Genomic DNA, 17,155 nt, shown 5'->3' with positions numbered 1-17,155 from the left:
TAGAATATTATTTAAGGACAGGAACAAATTTCAAATAATCAAGGGTGAGGGAGTTGTTCCCGTTTACGGTACTATTAGCAGCGATTAATGAAATCAAATCGATATTGCGTGCCTTAGTTAGTGTGATATCTCCAATATATACTTCCTCATAAAAATTGGGCTGAACACTTACGGGGGCTATAGTGCCTATTAAATCAGAAACAGTTCTAATATTATTGACAAAAGCATATTTTCCTGCAACTCTTAAACTTTGTTGCACCACAGTGGTCTGGAAATCATTTATCGCTCTCCAAGAGACTTTATAAGTAGTACTGTACATATCTTTAGCCTCATAATCCAGCATAAACTGGGCGGTCCCTGGGTTTAGTACGATCGCATCATTGAATAACACTCCAAATGGATCTTTTCTATCGCGATAATAAATCGCATTACGGCCTCCATTAATAAAACTAATATTCTTTTCTCCTTCAATTTTTGTAGTAACTAAACGTTTTGCCAGAGGTACATCCACTTTTTTCATGATGTAAACTATACCATTACTCAAACGGATAGGCTCTCCAACAATTTGCGTCTTGTCAATAGGAACTTCAACCCCAAATCTTGAAGTTAAAGTTGCGGGCAATTCATTCAACTCATACTTTTTAGGAAAAGCCATATCTCTTAATGTAAAATACTTAGAATAAATTGCTGTAGAATCAATTGTAGGAACATTTGATGTTTTAATTAAATAAGGTTTCATCTTATCCACTTCAACGTTATAACCCGCATCTTGCATCACGAATAAAGTATAAGAATTTTTCTCGTTATTCAAATTATACACATTTCTTAAATACGAATTTGATAATGAATCGGATAGAAATCCAGGTACTGCTCCTGCTTTAGCATCCATATCAGCTTTATAAATACTAAAATCTTTTAAGCTCAATAAGTAATCGCTCGTTGCCGAAACACCTGCTTTAGAATTGATATACTGCCAAATGTTCAATTTAGCAGTAAGTGCTTTATTAATGATGTGAAACACTCCATTAGCCGCATAATGATCCGCTGTTACAATTGTAGCATCATCAATCATACTACTTCCTTTGAATGTTAAGTATTTATCACTAAACATTTTTATTTGTGTTTTCTCCCCACTTCTTATAGACGAATAAGCGGTTAAAGCAATATGATTTGCAACAAATTGTTTAAGGGCCTTAGCATCATTTAGAATGGATTTGTCCAACAGATAGATAGCCTCATTAGTAGGAGCAAAAACGGTATAGGTCTTAGATTCAGAGAGGATTTTGTCATATCCCGTTTGAACGAGTAACGCTCCAAACAGGGATGTTTCAGCTGTATTTGTAATGGCCTCGCTGAGATTAACGCTTAAGTTAGCATCGCCATTGTTTTCACGATCATCCCAAGGATTAGAACAAGAGACTAAGGCTATAGTTAACAAACTAACCAATAGTCTTTTATAATTTAAATTTAATACGATCATTTTTACTTGATTAAGTTTGTACTTGTGCACTTTTATAATTTTAATACCCACTATTACTGTTATCTCCCTTTGTGGCTTGTTCTCTTTGAACTAAATTACTGGTCCCAGCTACTGGAAAACCTTTACTGAATTTTGGCCATATTTGATCCATTTCTACTGGACGAAATTCGACCATATCGAATCTATCTGCATCAGCTGCACTACAACCGGAACAAGCATCTGTAGTAAATTTAATTTTATGTCTTCCTGTTGTTGGTACGTCTACAATACCTACAAGTCTACAATTAACATTATCTGCTTTAACAAATGGAAATATATAACGCTTGTACCCTTGCGACTCTAGTACTCTATCAGTTATTCCCGTTGTAAGAGAAGAAGGATCATTTGCAAATTCTAAATGGTTGATAATCCTAGAAGTTTGCGCACCATCAAAAAATACCTTTGTATTAGTAGAAGCTTTAGAAGTTGCTGCACGGTAAGATACCCATATTTTATAACGGCCTTTAATAATTACGGGGGTATTAAATTCAATATCATTCAAACCTCCTGTACCCGTACGAAAACGAAAAATATTAAAAAGATCTCCATTAACGGCTCCACCATAAGGTTGCCAAGACATATTATATGTTGTATTTCCGGTCCAGGTAACATCCTTAAGTGCTCCTAATACAAAACCGAAAGATGCACCTCCAACTTTTCGGTAATTAGCAACATTTGCAGCCATTTCTGGTTGATTGCATAAATCAAAATAAACGGGTGATGCAACACGCTTTTTAATTGAGAAATTTCCATCCACATAATGCAATACTCCATTAGAAGAAGTCTCGTCACTACTGTTTCTTATAACACCAATCCCTTTTTCAAGTATTCCGTTAAAAATATCCTCATTTAATAAAATATCTTGTTTAACTAATTTTGAGCTAATTACTTCCAACGGAGCCTTGGTAACAAACACTGGAGTTGTTGTAAAATCAGCTAAATAACTCAAACCTGGTATGATACGATATTGTACATACAAATTCAAACTATCTGCAGCTTTCATAGGATCGCCTTGGCTGTATCTTAGTTTTAAATTAGCCAAAGTATTTAATTTAATTGTAACATTATTTTTAGGATTTTTCCATGTAGTATTTTCAAATACGACATTAGATTGTGCTAAAACCGTTAGAAAACTACCGACTTTATTAACATCGTAAACAATCGGTTGGTTTAGTTTCTCATACCATCCAGTAGCTTTTAAAACTTCAGTAAACAAAGAGAGATTTGGATCAGCTTCTATAGTCTGTGCCAAAGTTTTATTGGCAACGCGTAACATTTTATCAATAATATGGATTACACCATTCCCTGCTGCTACGTTAGAAGCTATAATATTTGATGTTTTATTGACCGTTACATTCGAAACGTCATTGACATTAGCTGCCCCAGTTATTAAATACTGCCCAAATAAAGTAGGTATTGCAATTTTTCCATCCGTAAAATCAGTAGTGCTGATTTTTTTATCTAAAATATGCAGTTTCGCTATATTTTGTAAATCTACTAATGGAACATCCTTTAATGAAGCAGCACCAACATCTGTTAGATATTGCTTTACAGCATCATTAGTAGGAAGAAATAAAGTATACGTCCCATACGTATTCATAAATGAGGCATAATTGGTAATATCCAGAATTTCTAAAAACATCGAATAGTCTGGATTAGCCCTTAAATATTCGGTTATATTAAGCGTATCATCCGTGCTTTGTTTTATTTTTTCAGGTGTACAGTTCAGAAACACTATAGTTATTAAAACCACTAAAGTAAGTCTCAATAGGCGAGGTAATCTTAAAAATCTTTTCATGACTTATTTTTTTATTTATAAAATGGATTTTGTACAAGTGCTTTATTAGTATAAAGTTCATACGTATTAATAGGTAAATAGTGACTGTTTGAATCCTTCAATTTTGCAATAATGGATTGTTGTAGATTTGCGGGTGCGGTTGCGACAGCTAAATCTATTAACAATTGTTTACGTTCGTAGTTATTAGCTCGGGCAACACGCAATAAATCATACCAACGTTTTCCTTCAAAAGCAAATTCACGGGCACGTTCCGCTAATATATAATCAATAATACCATTAGTATCACCGGAACCCACAGTTTGTGATGTTTGTAAAAGGGCTTTACGTTTTAATCGGATCTCATTAATAATAGTAATGGCAGCTAGTCCATTCTCATTGCCTCCCATTCTTGCTAAAGCTTCCGCTTGCATCAACATCACATCTGAATAACGATACACAAACCAATGGGTATCCGAATCTTGTAAGGCCTTACGATCCTCCCCATTTAAACCAGTGAATTTATAAATTTCACCTGTTGCGCCAACCAATGATGCTCTATCCCCACGAATATCTTTTTTATTAACAGGATCATCAAAATCAATTCCAAAAACATTATCCATCAAAAGACCATCAGCCTTAAAATGTGGTATTTGTAAAAACAGATTATGAAATGGTCCTCTATTAGATGTAGTGTATTGAAATTCAAAAATACTTTCAGTCGAATTTCCCCTAGCAAACACTGTATTAAACCAAGTACTGGCAGCTGCTTCTATCAATTTGAACTTTCCTGAACCAGTCACCTTTTTTGTAGCTGCTAGCGCTGATGGATAATCCTCAGTCCACAAATAAACATCCGCTAACATCGCATTTATAGCGTAAGTTGTTATACGCCCTTTGTTTGATGCATTATCTCCATAATCTTCAACAGCATATTCATCAGCTTGTTTCAAATCTTTAATTACCTGTGCAAAAACTGCACTTTGTGGACTAGTCGGTATTTGAAAATTGTCTTGATCACTTAAAGTAGCAGTTAACTTTAATGGTACTTCTTTAAAAGTACGGGCCAATGTAAAGTACAAGTACCCTCTTATTGCCAAGGCCTCCGAAAGAAAATGTTTTAGTTGTGCATCCGTTAAGGTTGGATCCTCATTTTTTACCGCAGACGCTAAATCAATCACCGTATTACAATAATTGATTGTTCTGTAAAATGCAGCCCAACTAGCTAACTCATTAGAGGGAAGAATATTAGTATTCATAATATCCCTTTCATCCTCGCTAACGTATATATCTTCAACCACCATACCGCCTCTCAATTCCCCATACATAAATAAATATTGGGTCAGCGTTAAATCTCCCACTCCTGGAGGAGAGCTTAGCATCGACGAGTAGATTCCTATCACAGCCGCTTTTATATCCTCTTTAGTTTTCCAGAATTCATCACGAACAATTCCATCCTGAGGACGTAAATCTAAATAATCATCGCACGAACTTGCCGAAACGAAAAGGATAAAGATTGCTAATATTGTTTTTATTTTAGTTTGCATAAGTCAAATATTTTTTATTTAAAAACGAGTTGTAAGACCAAATGTGAAACGCTTAGTAGGTGGTGTAGAAGCATTATCTACAGCAATACCAAAAGGACCTTTTCCCATACTTACCTCAGGATCTTGACCTCTATATTTTGTAAAAGTGTACAAGTTATCCGCTGTTAGATAAAACCTTAAATCTTCTAAATTTATTTTTTTTAATAGATTTTTTCCTAAATTATAACTAACGGTAACGGTACGAAGACGAACAAATGAAGCATCTTCTACATAACGATCAGAACCCAACCAGTTGTATCCAGCACCATAAACCGCTCTTGGCATATTAGTCACATCACCTGGATTACGCCATCTTGCTAAAACAGCGGTACTTTGATTACTATATCCATACATGTTTGTAGTTCTCATGTCAGTTCCATTAATAATATCGTAGTTTAGACGGTATGTAAAGAAGAGTAATACTTTAAATTGATTATTAAAACTTATTGACGGTCCAAATCCTCCTGTTAGTTTAGGATTACTATTTCCTAAATACACTACGTCACGACTATCAATGTTTCCATCTTTGTTGATATCTTCATAAATAGCGTCTCCTGGTTGAAACACATAATCCGTATTAGGGTAATTGAAACGCATCAATACTTCTTGACCATTAGGTCCTACAATAACATTCCCGCTAGCATCTCTGGCTTTAGTTGCTTCAAGATCAGCATAAACTCCTTTAAATTTATATCCATAAAACGACCCAAAAGGATTATCAACTTGAAGAAAACGCTTAAACTCCCCATTTCTATCGGTGTTTCCACTTTCACTTGGATAATATTCAGAGATCTCTTTAATGATATTTTTGTTACCCGAAATATTAAAATTAAAATCCACTTTCCATTTTCCTGCTTTAAACGGAGTAGCATTCAGACCTATTTCCCATCCGGTGTTTTCCATAGATCCCACGTTTTGGTCTGATATATTATCAAATCCTGAAACGGTACTCAAAGCAAGATTTTCAAAAAGCAAATCTTTAGTAGTATTTCGATATATTTCGGCATCAATAGACAAACGTTTTTTAAACAATTGCAAGTTGAAACCTAGGTTTGTACCCACTATTGTCTCCCAACGTAAATTACTCAATTCCATATTTGTCGGAACCACTCCATTAACGCCTAAATACTGCGTATCATAGTTGTCATAAACATTCAAATAACGGTAATCAAAACGAGGTGCTCTACCGGAATGTCCATAACTAAGCCTCATACTTAAATCATCTACATAATCTAATTTTTTCATAAATGATTCTCCCGAAATTCTCCAACGAGTGGATATAGAAGGGAAATAACCATATCTGTTATTAGCCCCAAATTTTGAATTACCATCAGCTCGCAAACCAACATTTACAATATAACGATCTAACAAACCATATTGAGCACTTATCACTGCACCAACGTTTCTTGATTGACTATTTCCCGTAGACAACACCAAATCCGAATTTTGTGTTCTAGATGGATTGGACGGATCTGTCAATAGAGACGAAGCCGTATTTGACGTTAATGCCTGATGTGATGTATACCGATAATCATTAGATTGTAATGACAAAACAGTTTGAAACGTTTGGTTTTTCCCTATCGTTGGAGTATAAAGAAAATTGGTCTTTGTAATAACATTCGAGGCATCGATATCAGCATCAGAAGCTCTATTCACGACTGTTTCTGTGAAAGGACGACCCGTTGCATTTTGTGGCAAAAATGATTTAGCCTTGGTACTGTTAAAATCAAATTGAAGGTCAAAAGTCGACATTAAAACTTTAGGAATAATATCTACACTTAAATTAAAGTGAGGAACTATACGATCTCCAACTTGATCATTAGTTGCATACTCAGCCATCGCTAGCGGATTGTAAGTTCCTGGATAAGTCCCCTGAACGTTTCCAGCTGGCGAGAAATAATTTGGAGTAAGATTTCCCATTGCATCATACTCATAAATACTCATATTTGGCATTTTAGTATAGGCAACTCCTCTCAATTTGTCCTCAGTATCCTTTGAATTAGAATAATTACGTTGTGTATCAGTATGCGTGTAAGACAAATCCGTTTTAAATTTAATACGATCTGAAACTATGTAGTCTAAATTTAATCTGGCATTCATTCTTTCTAAACCAGTACCTACAGTCACCCCTTGTCCTTTATAATAACCCACTGAAGTGAAATATCTTGCTTTTTGTCCACCACCTTGTAATGATAAATTGTGTTCTCCGGTAAGAGCTGTTTGAGAAATAGCATCTACCCAATTGGTATTTTGACTATAGTTCTTATAATAATAAACATCTTGTGGATCGTACTGAAATTCTTTAATAAATAAAGTATTCAAAGGCACCCCATTTCTATTCATATATTCTTCAGGAATCAATTGTGAATATTGATCTCCATTTAACATTGGAATAGTTGAAGGCAATTCAGAATAAGTTCCTTTAAAAGTATAAGTGATTTTTGGCGCGCTAACTCCACCACGTTTAGTAGTAATCAATAAAACCCCACTGGCAGCACGAGACCCCCAAATAGCAGTAGCAGCAGCATCTTTTAAAATAGTTATCGTTTCTATATCTGAAGGCGCAATATTTAATAAAGCCGCATACCCTTGTTCATCAGCAGAACCAAAGTTAAAATCTTGGGGTATTGAAGTTTCATATGGCATCCCATCAACCACTACCAAAGGATCCGAAGAGCCAGTGATGGATGAAGTACCACGAATACGTATTTGCATACCCGCACCAGGATCCCCACTGGTGGCCGTGATATCCACACCAGGCAAACGCCCTTGTAAAGCCTCATCAATAGATGCTGCCTGCGTATTTTCTAAATCCGCAGCATTGATACTAACAGCACTGGTAGTCCGGTCCCGATCCGCAATTTTCATTAATCCGTTATCGGATGCCTTTGCAGAGGTAACAACGATCTCCTTTAATGATTCAATACTGGAAACCAATTTAATCTTAATAGATTGTCTGCCATTAAGAGGCACACTTTGAGATTTATAACCAATAGTTGATATAAATAATTTATTCTTTGGATTTATACGTATTGCAAAATTTCCATCAGCATCAGTTATCACTCCCCCTACAGTACGATTCTCGCCATCCTGTTCTACAACAGTTGCTCCAGGAATACTTAGATTATCCCCTGCGTCTAATACCTGACCACGAACCAAAGTAGCAGTAGCAGGCTGTTGCGCAAATGCTGGTACAGCTGCCAGCAAAACAAGGGCAATTGTAAAACTATAAAATATATTTGTAATTTTTTGTTTCATTTTATTCCGTAAATTTAAGATAGTTGTCTACTAAATGGATTAAGGATCTATCTGCTAAGTTGTTACTACTGGCTGAAATAAAATTAGCAGCTGGATTACTTCCTGAATTATCTCTAAACGATAATGTCCCAGGCGTGCTAATTATTTCAACATACGTTTTATCCCCTCGAGTATTTTTTCTTAGTGTTTCATACAGCCCAGTAATAAGTCCGTCACTTGAAGCTGTCCTATTAGATATGATATGGTACCGGATAAAATCCGCAATCAAATCCCTTTCCCCTTGAATTGTTGTAGCAGGATTAGCGGGAAGCACTCCAGCCGTTACTGCTTTTGCAATAGCTGCCGTATTGGGAACTATAAAAGTATAAGAGGTACCCAAGTCAACTCCTTCAATTTTACCAGTAGTTGCGTTATATATTGAAGAATTTAATAGATATTGATAAAAGTTATTAAATTGGGTATTGCTAGTTGCTAAACGCTTAATTACTAAACCTTGTAATTCCTCCGAATATTGAGGTAGATTATCTACATAATAAGCTGTTCCATTTTGTTGCACTTCTTTTCCTGTAACATTAACAGCAGTAGCACCTGGAATAACATTTCCTGCTGCATAGATTTTGTTATTGCTCCATTTTATGTATTCACCTGGAAGATCACTATCCCCTGTACGAATAATTCCTGAAGTAGTGGCAATATTATTTAACTCTCCATTAGGGGTATAAACGATACAATTGTAAAAAAGTCTTAATAATCTATTTCTAGCATTCGCTCCTGTTATAGTTGCTCCATTTGCTGGAGAAACATAAACCCAATATAAATGGGTCGAATCATATTCATAACCAAGACTTCTCAATATGGCATCAGAAGGCAAGAAAATCGTGAATTTTTTATTTATATTACTAATCATTTCCTTGTAACCTGAACCGTCACTGTATAATCTAGTTGCAAAACTATACTTAGGATCTAAATAAGCCGAAGTGTATACACTATAAAATAAATTTGATTTTTGAACTATATTAGACCCATAAAAAAATCCGTTGCTTAAAACTTTTTTATCGGTAATATTACTATTGAAATCAAATCTTAAATCCTCTTTTAAACCATTAATAAAATTTCCTTTCATACTTGGCCACACCGCACCTTGTACCATGTGTGCATTTACCAAATCTTGAAAAACATATCTAGGCAGTTTATCCAGCGAAGGATAATTCTTAAGCAAAACCGTATTTATAAAATTCTGCAAAACAGCATTTTCAGGAACAATCATAGTATAAGCATCTGCTTGACCATCATTATCTTCCACTTTTAGATAATTTTCATTATTAGGCGACATTACTAAACTAGGATCATAAAATCGTACATAAACATTGTCCGATTTACCAGTGAAATTTTTGTAATTAGTTGTTGCAGTTTGACTAAAAATATAAGTAATTAAATTATCCTCTATAATTTTACGGAAAAGACTGTAATTACTATTTCGTTCCAGATACTGGTCAATATTCTCTAATGGAAGATTTACCTTATCTACCTCATGAATAAATCCATTTTCGGCAACAATATTCGCCTCAGTTACTTTTGAATCTAAAACATTAAATCCTGTATATGTTGCACCAGGATAGAAATAATTAAAATCATACGAACTTAAACCCTTGGCGGTAAAATATTCCTTTGTAAAATAAGTAACATACTTATTATTGTTATCTCCAGCAAACCAAGCTCCATTACGATTAGCTCCAACAGTTACGGTTGGAACTCCATTTATTAATTTAGTTTGGTAACCGTCATAAAATGCTGTTCTTCTTCGAAAGGCATTATCTAACACCCATCCTTTTGATGATTGATAATCGGAAAGTTGCTCTTCTCGAAACGCATTGTAGACCAGAGCAAATCGCACAATCTTAGCCGCAGTAACAGAATCAATGTCCGCCACGTTTGAAATTCCTTTTTCCTGAAAGAATTTTACGAACGCTGCATCATTAGGAGCGAGCATCGTCCAATATCCTGCTTTGCTCAAGATATCTTTGTAACCCGCTCTTCCTATTAAAGCCGTCAGGTTACTGAAATTGCCGCGAGCTTCGAGTCGTTGATAAATAGGAGCTTCAAGACCTTCTGGACGTGCATAGTACTCATCAAATACGTCTTGACTACAACTGGTCAAGAAAGCCAGAAATGGAAGGACAAATAAATAGTAATGGATTTTTTTCATTATAGATTAACTTATAAAGTTGTGAACAAATATTTATACTTTTTTTAACTTTTTTTATGAATATTTAACATTTTCAAATTTATGAGGTCAGCTTGCTACATCTATCCTGTTCTATCCTGTTTTTTTTGTGTTAATAAAAAAAAGCCAATTAAATATCAATTTCACAATCTATTAACCGTTATTCTAACAATATGAAAATCCTTGTATTTGTTGGGGCTTAGCCTGTTAAATCTTTTAAAACTTAAGCGTACAAACCACACTTAAGGAATTTAACATATCTTTTGTAATTCGAAAAAATAACATATATAAATCGAATAATTATATATTCTGGGGCTTTTACATAACTCAAAAATAAATTTAGTACGATTTTTATTCTACTATGAGGTATATTTGTCAAAATGACCATTATAAATTACAAGAATTTTGTCCCCCTTACCGTCAAAATCGTACTATCGGCATTGCGGACAGTTTTGCTAAAAACTGCAATAAAAAACTCCAAACTGTTGCGACTAATTAATCCGTAATTTTTTAATCCAATTCCTTTAAATTCACAAAGAAAAATAACCTTAATAAAAATCATTTGAGGGTAATGAAATTTTTATTTTCTGTATAAAACAACTGCTGTTTTGTTGACAGCTACAAACGTAAATTACAATACTCCTATTCTTAACCCATTTTTTATCCTGTTCATTTGTTTATCTGTCTTTTTTTTAATTAATTTACAAATGTTAAAAACACACTTATACGCAAAAATGAAATTCTAAAAATATCATTCCCATGATTCCATTTAAATTTAATAAAGAAGCACTCTCCGTCTTACTTTTTTTCATATTCAACTATGCAGTTCAATCCCAAACCAAGAAAGACTTCCATGATTGGGCAGCATCTCCCCCCATGGGATGGAACAGTTGGGACTGTTTTGGACCTACAGTTACAGAGGCAGAAGTAAAAGCCAATGCTGATTATATGTCCAAATATTTAAAGCCTTATGGTTGGGATTATATTGTAGTCGATATCAGATGGTATGTTGGGAACGATAAATCACATGGGTATAATGAAAAAGATCCGGATTATGTATTGGACCAATACGGCAGATTTATGCCCGCTATAAACCGTTTCCCATCTGCGGCGGGAGGAAAAGGATTTAAACCCTTGGCCGATTATCTTCATAAAAAAGGGTTGAAGTTTGGCATTCATATCATGCGGGGCATTCCGGTAATAGCCGTAAAACAAAACTTGCCAATCAAAGGCACGAATCTAACAGCCCGAGCTATATATTCAGAAAAAGACCAGTGCAGCTGGTTGCACGATATGTACACCGTAGTTCCGGGCAAGCCAGGCGCACAAGAATACTATAATTCCCTTTTTGAATTGTATGCTTCCTGGGGTCTCGATTTTGTTAAGATAGATGATCTTTCTTCCCCTATTTACTTTGAAGCAGAAATCGATATGATTCGCAAGGCCATCGATCGCACCGGACGTAAAATTGTATTGAGCACTTCCCCTGGAGAAACGCCAATTGCACATGCAGATCACGTTCAAAAAAATGCGAATATGTGGCGTACTGTAGGCGATTTTTGGGATAGCTGGCAACAATTAAAAGACCATTTTGAAGTCTTTGAGCGTTGGAACAAATGGCGTTCCTATGGTGCCTATCCAGACGGAGACATGTTGCCTCTAGGACGAATTGGCATCCGGGCAGAAAGAGGAGATCCTCGAATGACGGCATTTACAAAGGACGAGCAATACACATTAATGACTTTATGGAGTATTTTTAAATCTCCGTTAATGTTTGGCGGCAACCTTCCGGAGAATGATTCTTTCACGCTTTCGTTACTGACGAATAAAAATGTACTGAAAGTGTTGAACGAAAGCACCAACAACAAACCCCTTTTTACCGATAAAGACAAAGCCGCCTGGATTGCAGACGAACCAAAAACAGGAGCTAAATACTTGGCGGTCTTCAATACAGCCGATCAAAAATTGGTCTCTGAAGAAAAAGCAGTTTGGAACAGCGGCTTGATATCAAAAATAACTCTGGGACAAAGTGCCACGGTAGATATTGATATTTCAGGGGCTAAAAAACTGTATCTGGTGGTAAATGATGGAGGGGACAAAACCGATTGGGATCATGCGAACTGGATCGAGCCAACCCTGTACAAAGGAAAAGACTCTCTTAAACTGACCAGTTTAAAGTGGAAAAAAGCAACATCCGGATGGCAAAAACCACAGATGAACCGTAGCGTTTCCGGGAATGCTCTTACAGTAAATAAAGTTAAATATGAAAATGGTATCGGTACGCATTCCAATTCCATTATAGAATTTGACCTACCTGAAGGCTACACTCGTTTTAAAGCAGTTGTAGGATTGGATGAAGCCTGTATTGCTCAAAACACGGGAGCCACCGTTAAATTTTTTGTTTTTACCCAAAACCCATCAGGACTACCTCCTCCACCGAGTGCAAAAATCCTGGTAAATTTGAAAAAAAACGGCCTTCCGGAAAACTATTTAATCACCGATTTATGGTCAGGAAAAGTAGTTGGAGAATTCTCTGGAGAGTTTGCTCCTGAAATCAATTCGCATGGTGCCGGATTGTATAAAATGATTAAAGTTTCAAAATAACCTGTTTTTAGTTTCGTCCCGGTTTTGATGCCTTTTTCATGGAGCATCAATTGACACTTGGAATTTAGAACACGCTAATCGAAATTATGAATAGCTATTTTATTTAGCAGCTTCATAACCGAAAATTTATCCCAAACAAAATACATAAAGAACGCCCATTGGTTAAACTTTATCAGCGGCTCTTTTTTAAAATGAAAAAATGAAAAAATTACTAATTGTCCTTTTAATATTCGGTCTATTTATAAATGACGGAATTGCGCAACAGCAAAACAATTCGTTCACTCTTGGAAACAAAGAATTCTTATTAAACGGAAAACCTTTTATAATTCGTGCGGCAGAGTTGCATTATCCTCGTATTCCAAAACAATACTGGCAACAAAGAATACAACTTTGTAAAGCCATGGGAATGAACACCATTTGTATTTATCTATTCTGGAACCTACACGAACAAAAACAGGATTACTATGATTTTACAGGACCAAATGATGTCGCTGAATTTGTGCGCTTAGTACAAAAAAACGGAATGTATTGCGTGGTCCGTCCTGGACCTTATGTGTGTGCCGAATGGGATATGGGAGGCTTACCCTGGTGGTTGCTAAAGAAAAAAGACATTCGCTTGCGTACTCTTTCGGATTCGTTTTTTATGGAACGCACCCGAAAGTTTTTTAAGGAAGCCGGTAAACAGCTTGCTCCTTTACAAATCCAAAATGGCGGAAACATTATTATGGTTCAGGTAGAGAATGAATATGCTTCCTATGGATCAGACGGTGCCTATATGGAAGCGATGCGGGATAATGTGAGAGAAGCTTTTGACAAAGCACAACTATTTCGTTGTGACTGGTCTTCTAATTTTAATAAATACAAATTAGACGGTGTTGCCACGACTTTGAATTTTGGCGCTGGAGCCAACATTGACAAGGAGTTTAAAACCTTTCAAGAAATTAATCCAACTGCCCCTTTAATGTGTAGCGAATATTGGACTGGCTGGTTTGATCATTGGGGAAAACCGCATGAAACCCGTTCTGTTGACAGTTTCATAGGAAGTTTAAAGGACATGATGGACAGGAAAATTTCGTTCAGTCTTTATATGGCTCACGGAGGAACATCTTTTGGTCAATGGGGTGGCGCAAATGCAGCTCCATACTCGGCCATGGTATCTTCTTACGACTACAATGCACCAATAGGCGAACAAGGCAATACCACCGAGAAATTTTTTGCTATTCGCAATTTGTTAAAGAATTATTTGCAAGAGGGTGAAACTTTGGGAGAGATTCCTCAAGCGATGCCCATTATCGAAATCCCAGCTTTCGAGTTAAAAGAAAGTGCTTCTTTATTTGCTAATTTGCCTATTGCCCACAATACAGAAAACATCCAACCCATGGAAAACTTCGATCAGGGCTGGGGACGCATTCTTTACAGAACGAAATTGACAGCTTCAACTGTAAAACAAAAAATAATTATAACCGAGCTTCATGATTGGGCTACGGTATTTATAAATGGGAAAGCCATAGGAAAATTAGACCGCAGAAAAGGAGATCACACAATTGAAATCCCGGCTCTCCCTGAAAATGCACAACTAGACATTTTAGTTGAAGCTACTGGCCGCGTAAATTACGGAAAAGCGATTCTTGACAACAAAGGGATAACAGAAAAGGTTGAAATCACAGATGGCAAAACAACCAAAGAATTAAAAAATTGGCAGGTCTATAATTTCCCTGTTGATTACAAATTTCAAGCAAACGTTAAATATACAACTACCGCAGTAAACGGTCCGGCATGGTATAAAAGTTCATTCAACCTGACCAAGACGGGCGATACTTTTTTAGACATGAGTACTTGGGGCAAAGGAATGGTTTGGGTTAATGGGTATAACTTGGGCCGTTTTTGGAAAATTGGACCGCAACAGACTTTATTTGTACCGGGCGCATGGCTTAAAAAAGGGAAAAATGAAATCATCATTTTGGATGTTGACAAACCAGTTAGTCTAAAAGTGGCGGGCTTGTCTAAACCTATTTTAGACAAAATCAATATTGACGAATCCTTACTGCATAAAACAGCCGGGCAAAAACTGGATCTCTCAGTAGAAACGCCAGCACATACAGGGACATTTACCAATGAAAATGGCTGGAAAGAGATTAGCTTTTCTAAACTATACAACGGAAAATATTTTTGTCTAGAAGCATTGAATTCGCAAAAGAAAATCGATCCACTTACTACTCTTTCAGAATTGGAATTAATAGGAGCCGACGGAAAAATAGTACCGGTTTTAAAATGGAAAATTGTTTATGCCAGTAGTGAAGAAGTGACTGCAGGAAATTATACGGCAGATAAAATTTTCGACCAACAGGAATCCACTTTTTGGCAAACCCAATCTGTTGGTGCAAAACCATCACATCCTCATCAAATTGTAATTGATTTGGGACAGGTTGAATCCATAAAAGGTTTCAGATACTTACATCGTTTTGACAATAAAACAGATGGTATGATTAAAGATTACAAGGTTTTTATTAAATTGGATCCATTCCAACTATAGTCAAATTGAATTATCTTGAAAAATGTTTAAATCGGAGACAGCAGTCTCCGATTTAAACATTTTTTTTTGTTTGATTTCATTTCTCTTTTAATAATAACAAATTCTTATTTTCACACAGAAGTTTCAAAATAAAATATTTTGAGTAAACTCATAAATTTAGAAACGACTTCTTCCAAAAACATCAAATTTAAATTACAAGACTCTTAAATTATAGCTCCTTTTTTTATCAGGTTGATTTGTTTACTTGCTTTTTTTAATTATATTTACAAATGTAAAAAATACACTTATGATGCCAAAAAATTAAAAATTCATCATAATATTAACCGATTCCTTAAAAACACAACAATGCGTTTCAAGCAATTACAAAAAATTACGATAACCGATTCGATTTAAATTTAGCAAAATAACACTCTTGTCTTATTTTTTTTCCAATCTCAGACTGATAAGAATTTCATAACGGAACAGCAATTACCCCTGTGGGCTGCATCAGCTAGGCTTGCTTTGAATCTAGAATTCCTGAAGTAAAAGCCAGTCCTGATACGTATGCCTAAATAACTAAATTGTATAAAATAAAACATGAATTACAATTCAATAATACCCACAAAAAAAAGGAACACTTATAAATGGCTCGGTTTATTTTTAGCCCTGAATATTCTTGGATCGATGTCAGCACAACAACTTTCTAAAAAGAAAGTTTCGAAATCCGAAATGGAGACTTCCAATAAAAAAACAAGTGCCTACTTATTCACCTACTTTTCTGGTAATGGAAAAGATAAAGAAGCCATCCGGTTTGCCATCAGCAAGGATGGTTATAATTTCAGTGCTTTAAATAATAATATGCCCGTTATTAGTTCAGCCCAGATTAGCTCTACAGGAGGAGTCCGAGATCCGCATATTCTTCGTGGGGCCGATGGAGAAACATTTTATATGGTGGCTACCGATATGAATACGTCAAAAAATGGCTGGGGACCAACTTATGCCATGGTATTATTAAAGTCCAAAGATTTGGTAAACTGGACTTCACATGTTGTAAACATTCCACAAAATTTCCCTGAATTAGCAACAGTCAGCAAGATTTGGGCTCCACAAACCATATTTGATCCAGAGAAAGGAAAATACATGATTTATTGGTCAATGAGTTTCGGTGATGGTCCCATTAAACTATATTATGCTTATACTAATCCCAATTTTAGCGGATTAGCGACCACTCCCAAACAGCTTTTTTTTAGCCCTGACGACAGCACTTGTCTTGATGGCGATATTGTTTTCAAAGAGGGTAAATACCACTTATTCTTTAAGGCAACCGGAATGCATCCAGGTATTAAACAAGCCGTTTCTGACAAACTTACCGAAGGGTATGTCTTTCAGGATAAGCGGCTGGAACAAACGGATCAAGACGTAGAAGGTTCCGGTATATACAAATTGAATAATTCCGATACTTGGATATTAATGTATGACCTGTATCGTAATGGAAAATATCAGTTTACTAAAACAAAGGATCTGGAACATTTTACGCTTATAGACCAAGAAGTAACCATGAACTTTCATCCAAGACACGGAACCGTTATGCCAATCACTGCAAAAGAGGCTAAAAAATTAGAAAGCAAATGGGGCTACGAAAAAAAAGACACTGGTTCTACAAATTCAAACTAAAATA

At 35.7% G+C, this 17,155-nt stretch carries 8 protein-coding genes; 3 read left to right on the top strand and 5 right to left on the bottom strand.

What is annotated here, in order from left to right:
• Positions 1–7: 7 nt before the first annotated feature.
• Genes ACM55M_RS03545 through ACM55M_RS03525 form a run of 5 tightly spaced genes read right to left on the bottom strand, consistent with a single transcriptional unit; the run spans position 8 to position 10,343 of the window.
• The gene (locus ACM55M_RS03545) at positions 8–1,480 is read right to left on the bottom strand and encodes a fasciclin domain-containing protein (RefSeq protein WP_416856117.1); all 1,473 of its coding nucleotides are present in this window, start codon (positions 1,478–1,480) and stop codon (positions 8–10) included.
• Between the two features lie 40 nt (positions 1,481–1,520).
• Positions 1,521–3,317, bottom strand: coding sequence for a fasciclin domain-containing protein (locus ACM55M_RS03540; RefSeq protein WP_416856116.1), 1,797 nt, complete (start codon positions 3,315–3,317; stop codon positions 1,521–1,523).
• 11 nt (positions 3,318–3,328) lie between these two features.
• Positions 3,329–4,840 carry a RagB/SusD family nutrient uptake outer membrane protein gene (locus tag ACM55M_RS03535; protein ID WP_416856115.1) on the bottom strand — a complete coding sequence of 504 codons (1,512 nt, stop codon included), beginning with the start codon at positions 4,838–4,840 and terminating at the stop codon, positions 3,329–3,331.
• A gap of 18 nt (positions 4,841–4,858) precedes the next feature.
• Positions 4,859–8,137 (bottom strand): SusC/RagA family TonB-linked outer membrane protein, encoded by a 3,279-nt coding sequence (locus ACM55M_RS03530; protein ID WP_416856114.1) that lies wholly within the window; start codon positions 8,135–8,137, stop codon positions 4,859–4,861.
• A 1-nt stretch (position 8,138) separates the two neighbouring features.
• Positions 8,139–10,343 (bottom strand): fasciclin domain-containing protein, encoded by a 2,205-nt coding sequence (locus ACM55M_RS03525; protein WP_416856112.1) that lies wholly within the window; start codon positions 10,341–10,343, stop codon positions 8,139–8,141.
• A 777-nt stretch (positions 10,344–11,120) separates the two neighbouring features.
• On the opposite strand from ACM55M_RS03525, the gene ACM55M_RS03520 reads away from it, so the two are divergent.
• The 3 genes from ACM55M_RS03520 (at position 11,121) to ACM55M_RS03510 (ending at position 17,151) form a co-directional block, all read left to right on the top strand.
• Complete coding sequence (locus tag ACM55M_RS03520; RefSeq protein ID WP_416856111.1) at positions 11,121–12,965, top strand: NPCBM/NEW2 domain-containing protein; 1,845 nt, start codon at positions 11,121–11,123, stop codon at positions 12,963–12,965.
• Between the two features lie 199 nt (positions 12,966–13,164).
• Positions 13,165–15,498 carry a beta-galactosidase gene (locus ACM55M_RS03515; protein ID WP_416856110.1) on the top strand — a complete coding sequence of 778 codons (2,334 nt, stop codon included), beginning with the start codon at positions 13,165–13,167 and terminating at the stop codon, positions 15,496–15,498.
• 576 nt (positions 15,499–16,074) lie between these two features.
• Entirely contained in the window at positions 16,075–17,151 is a 1,077-nt protein-coding gene (locus tag ACM55M_RS03510; protein WP_416856109.1) for a glycoside hydrolase family 43 protein, read from the top strand.
• Positions 17,152–17,155 lie beyond the last annotated feature (4 nt).

Origin of the sequence: Flavobacterium galactosi, from assembly GCF_048158585.1 — a bacterium.
GTDB classification, from domain to species: domain Bacteria; phylum Bacteroidota; class Bacteroidia; order Flavobacteriales; family Flavobacteriaceae; genus Flavobacterium; species Flavobacterium galactosi.
The sequence above is the reverse complement of the archived record's forward strand: the minus strand, read 5'-3'. Positions and strand labels throughout refer to the sequence as shown.

Excerpts from the sequence above, each read along its gene's own strand:
- ACM55M_RS03515 (WP_416856110.1), top strand. The coding sequence starts at position 13,165 with ATGAAAAAATTACTAATTGTCCTTTTAATATTCGGTCTATTTATAAAT.
- ACM55M_RS03510 (WP_416856109.1), top strand. The coding sequence starts at position 16,075 with ATGAATTACAATTCAATAATACCCACAAAAAAAAGGAACACTTATAAA.
- ACM55M_RS03525 (WP_416856112.1), bottom strand. The coding sequence starts at position 10,343 with ATGAAAAAAATCCATTACTATTTATTTGTCCTTCCATTTCTGGCTTTC.
- ACM55M_RS03540 (WP_416856116.1), bottom strand. The coding sequence starts at position 3,317 with ATGAAAAGATTTTTAAGATTACCTCGCCTATTGAGACTTACTTTAGTG.
- ACM55M_RS03545 (WP_416856117.1), bottom strand. The coding sequence starts at position 1,480 with ATGATCGTATTAAATTTAAATTATAAAAGACTATTGGTTAGTTTGTTA.
- ACM55M_RS03535 (WP_416856115.1), bottom strand. The coding sequence starts at position 4,840 with ATGCAAACTAAAATAAAAACAATATTAGCAATCTTTATCCTTTTCGTT.
- ACM55M_RS03520 (WP_416856111.1), top strand. The coding sequence starts at position 11,121 with ATGATTCCATTTAAATTTAATAAAGAAGCACTCTCCGTCTTACTTTTT.
- ACM55M_RS03530 (WP_416856114.1), bottom strand. The coding sequence starts at position 8,137 with ATGAAACAAAAAATTACAAATATATTTTATAGTTTTACAATTGCCCTT.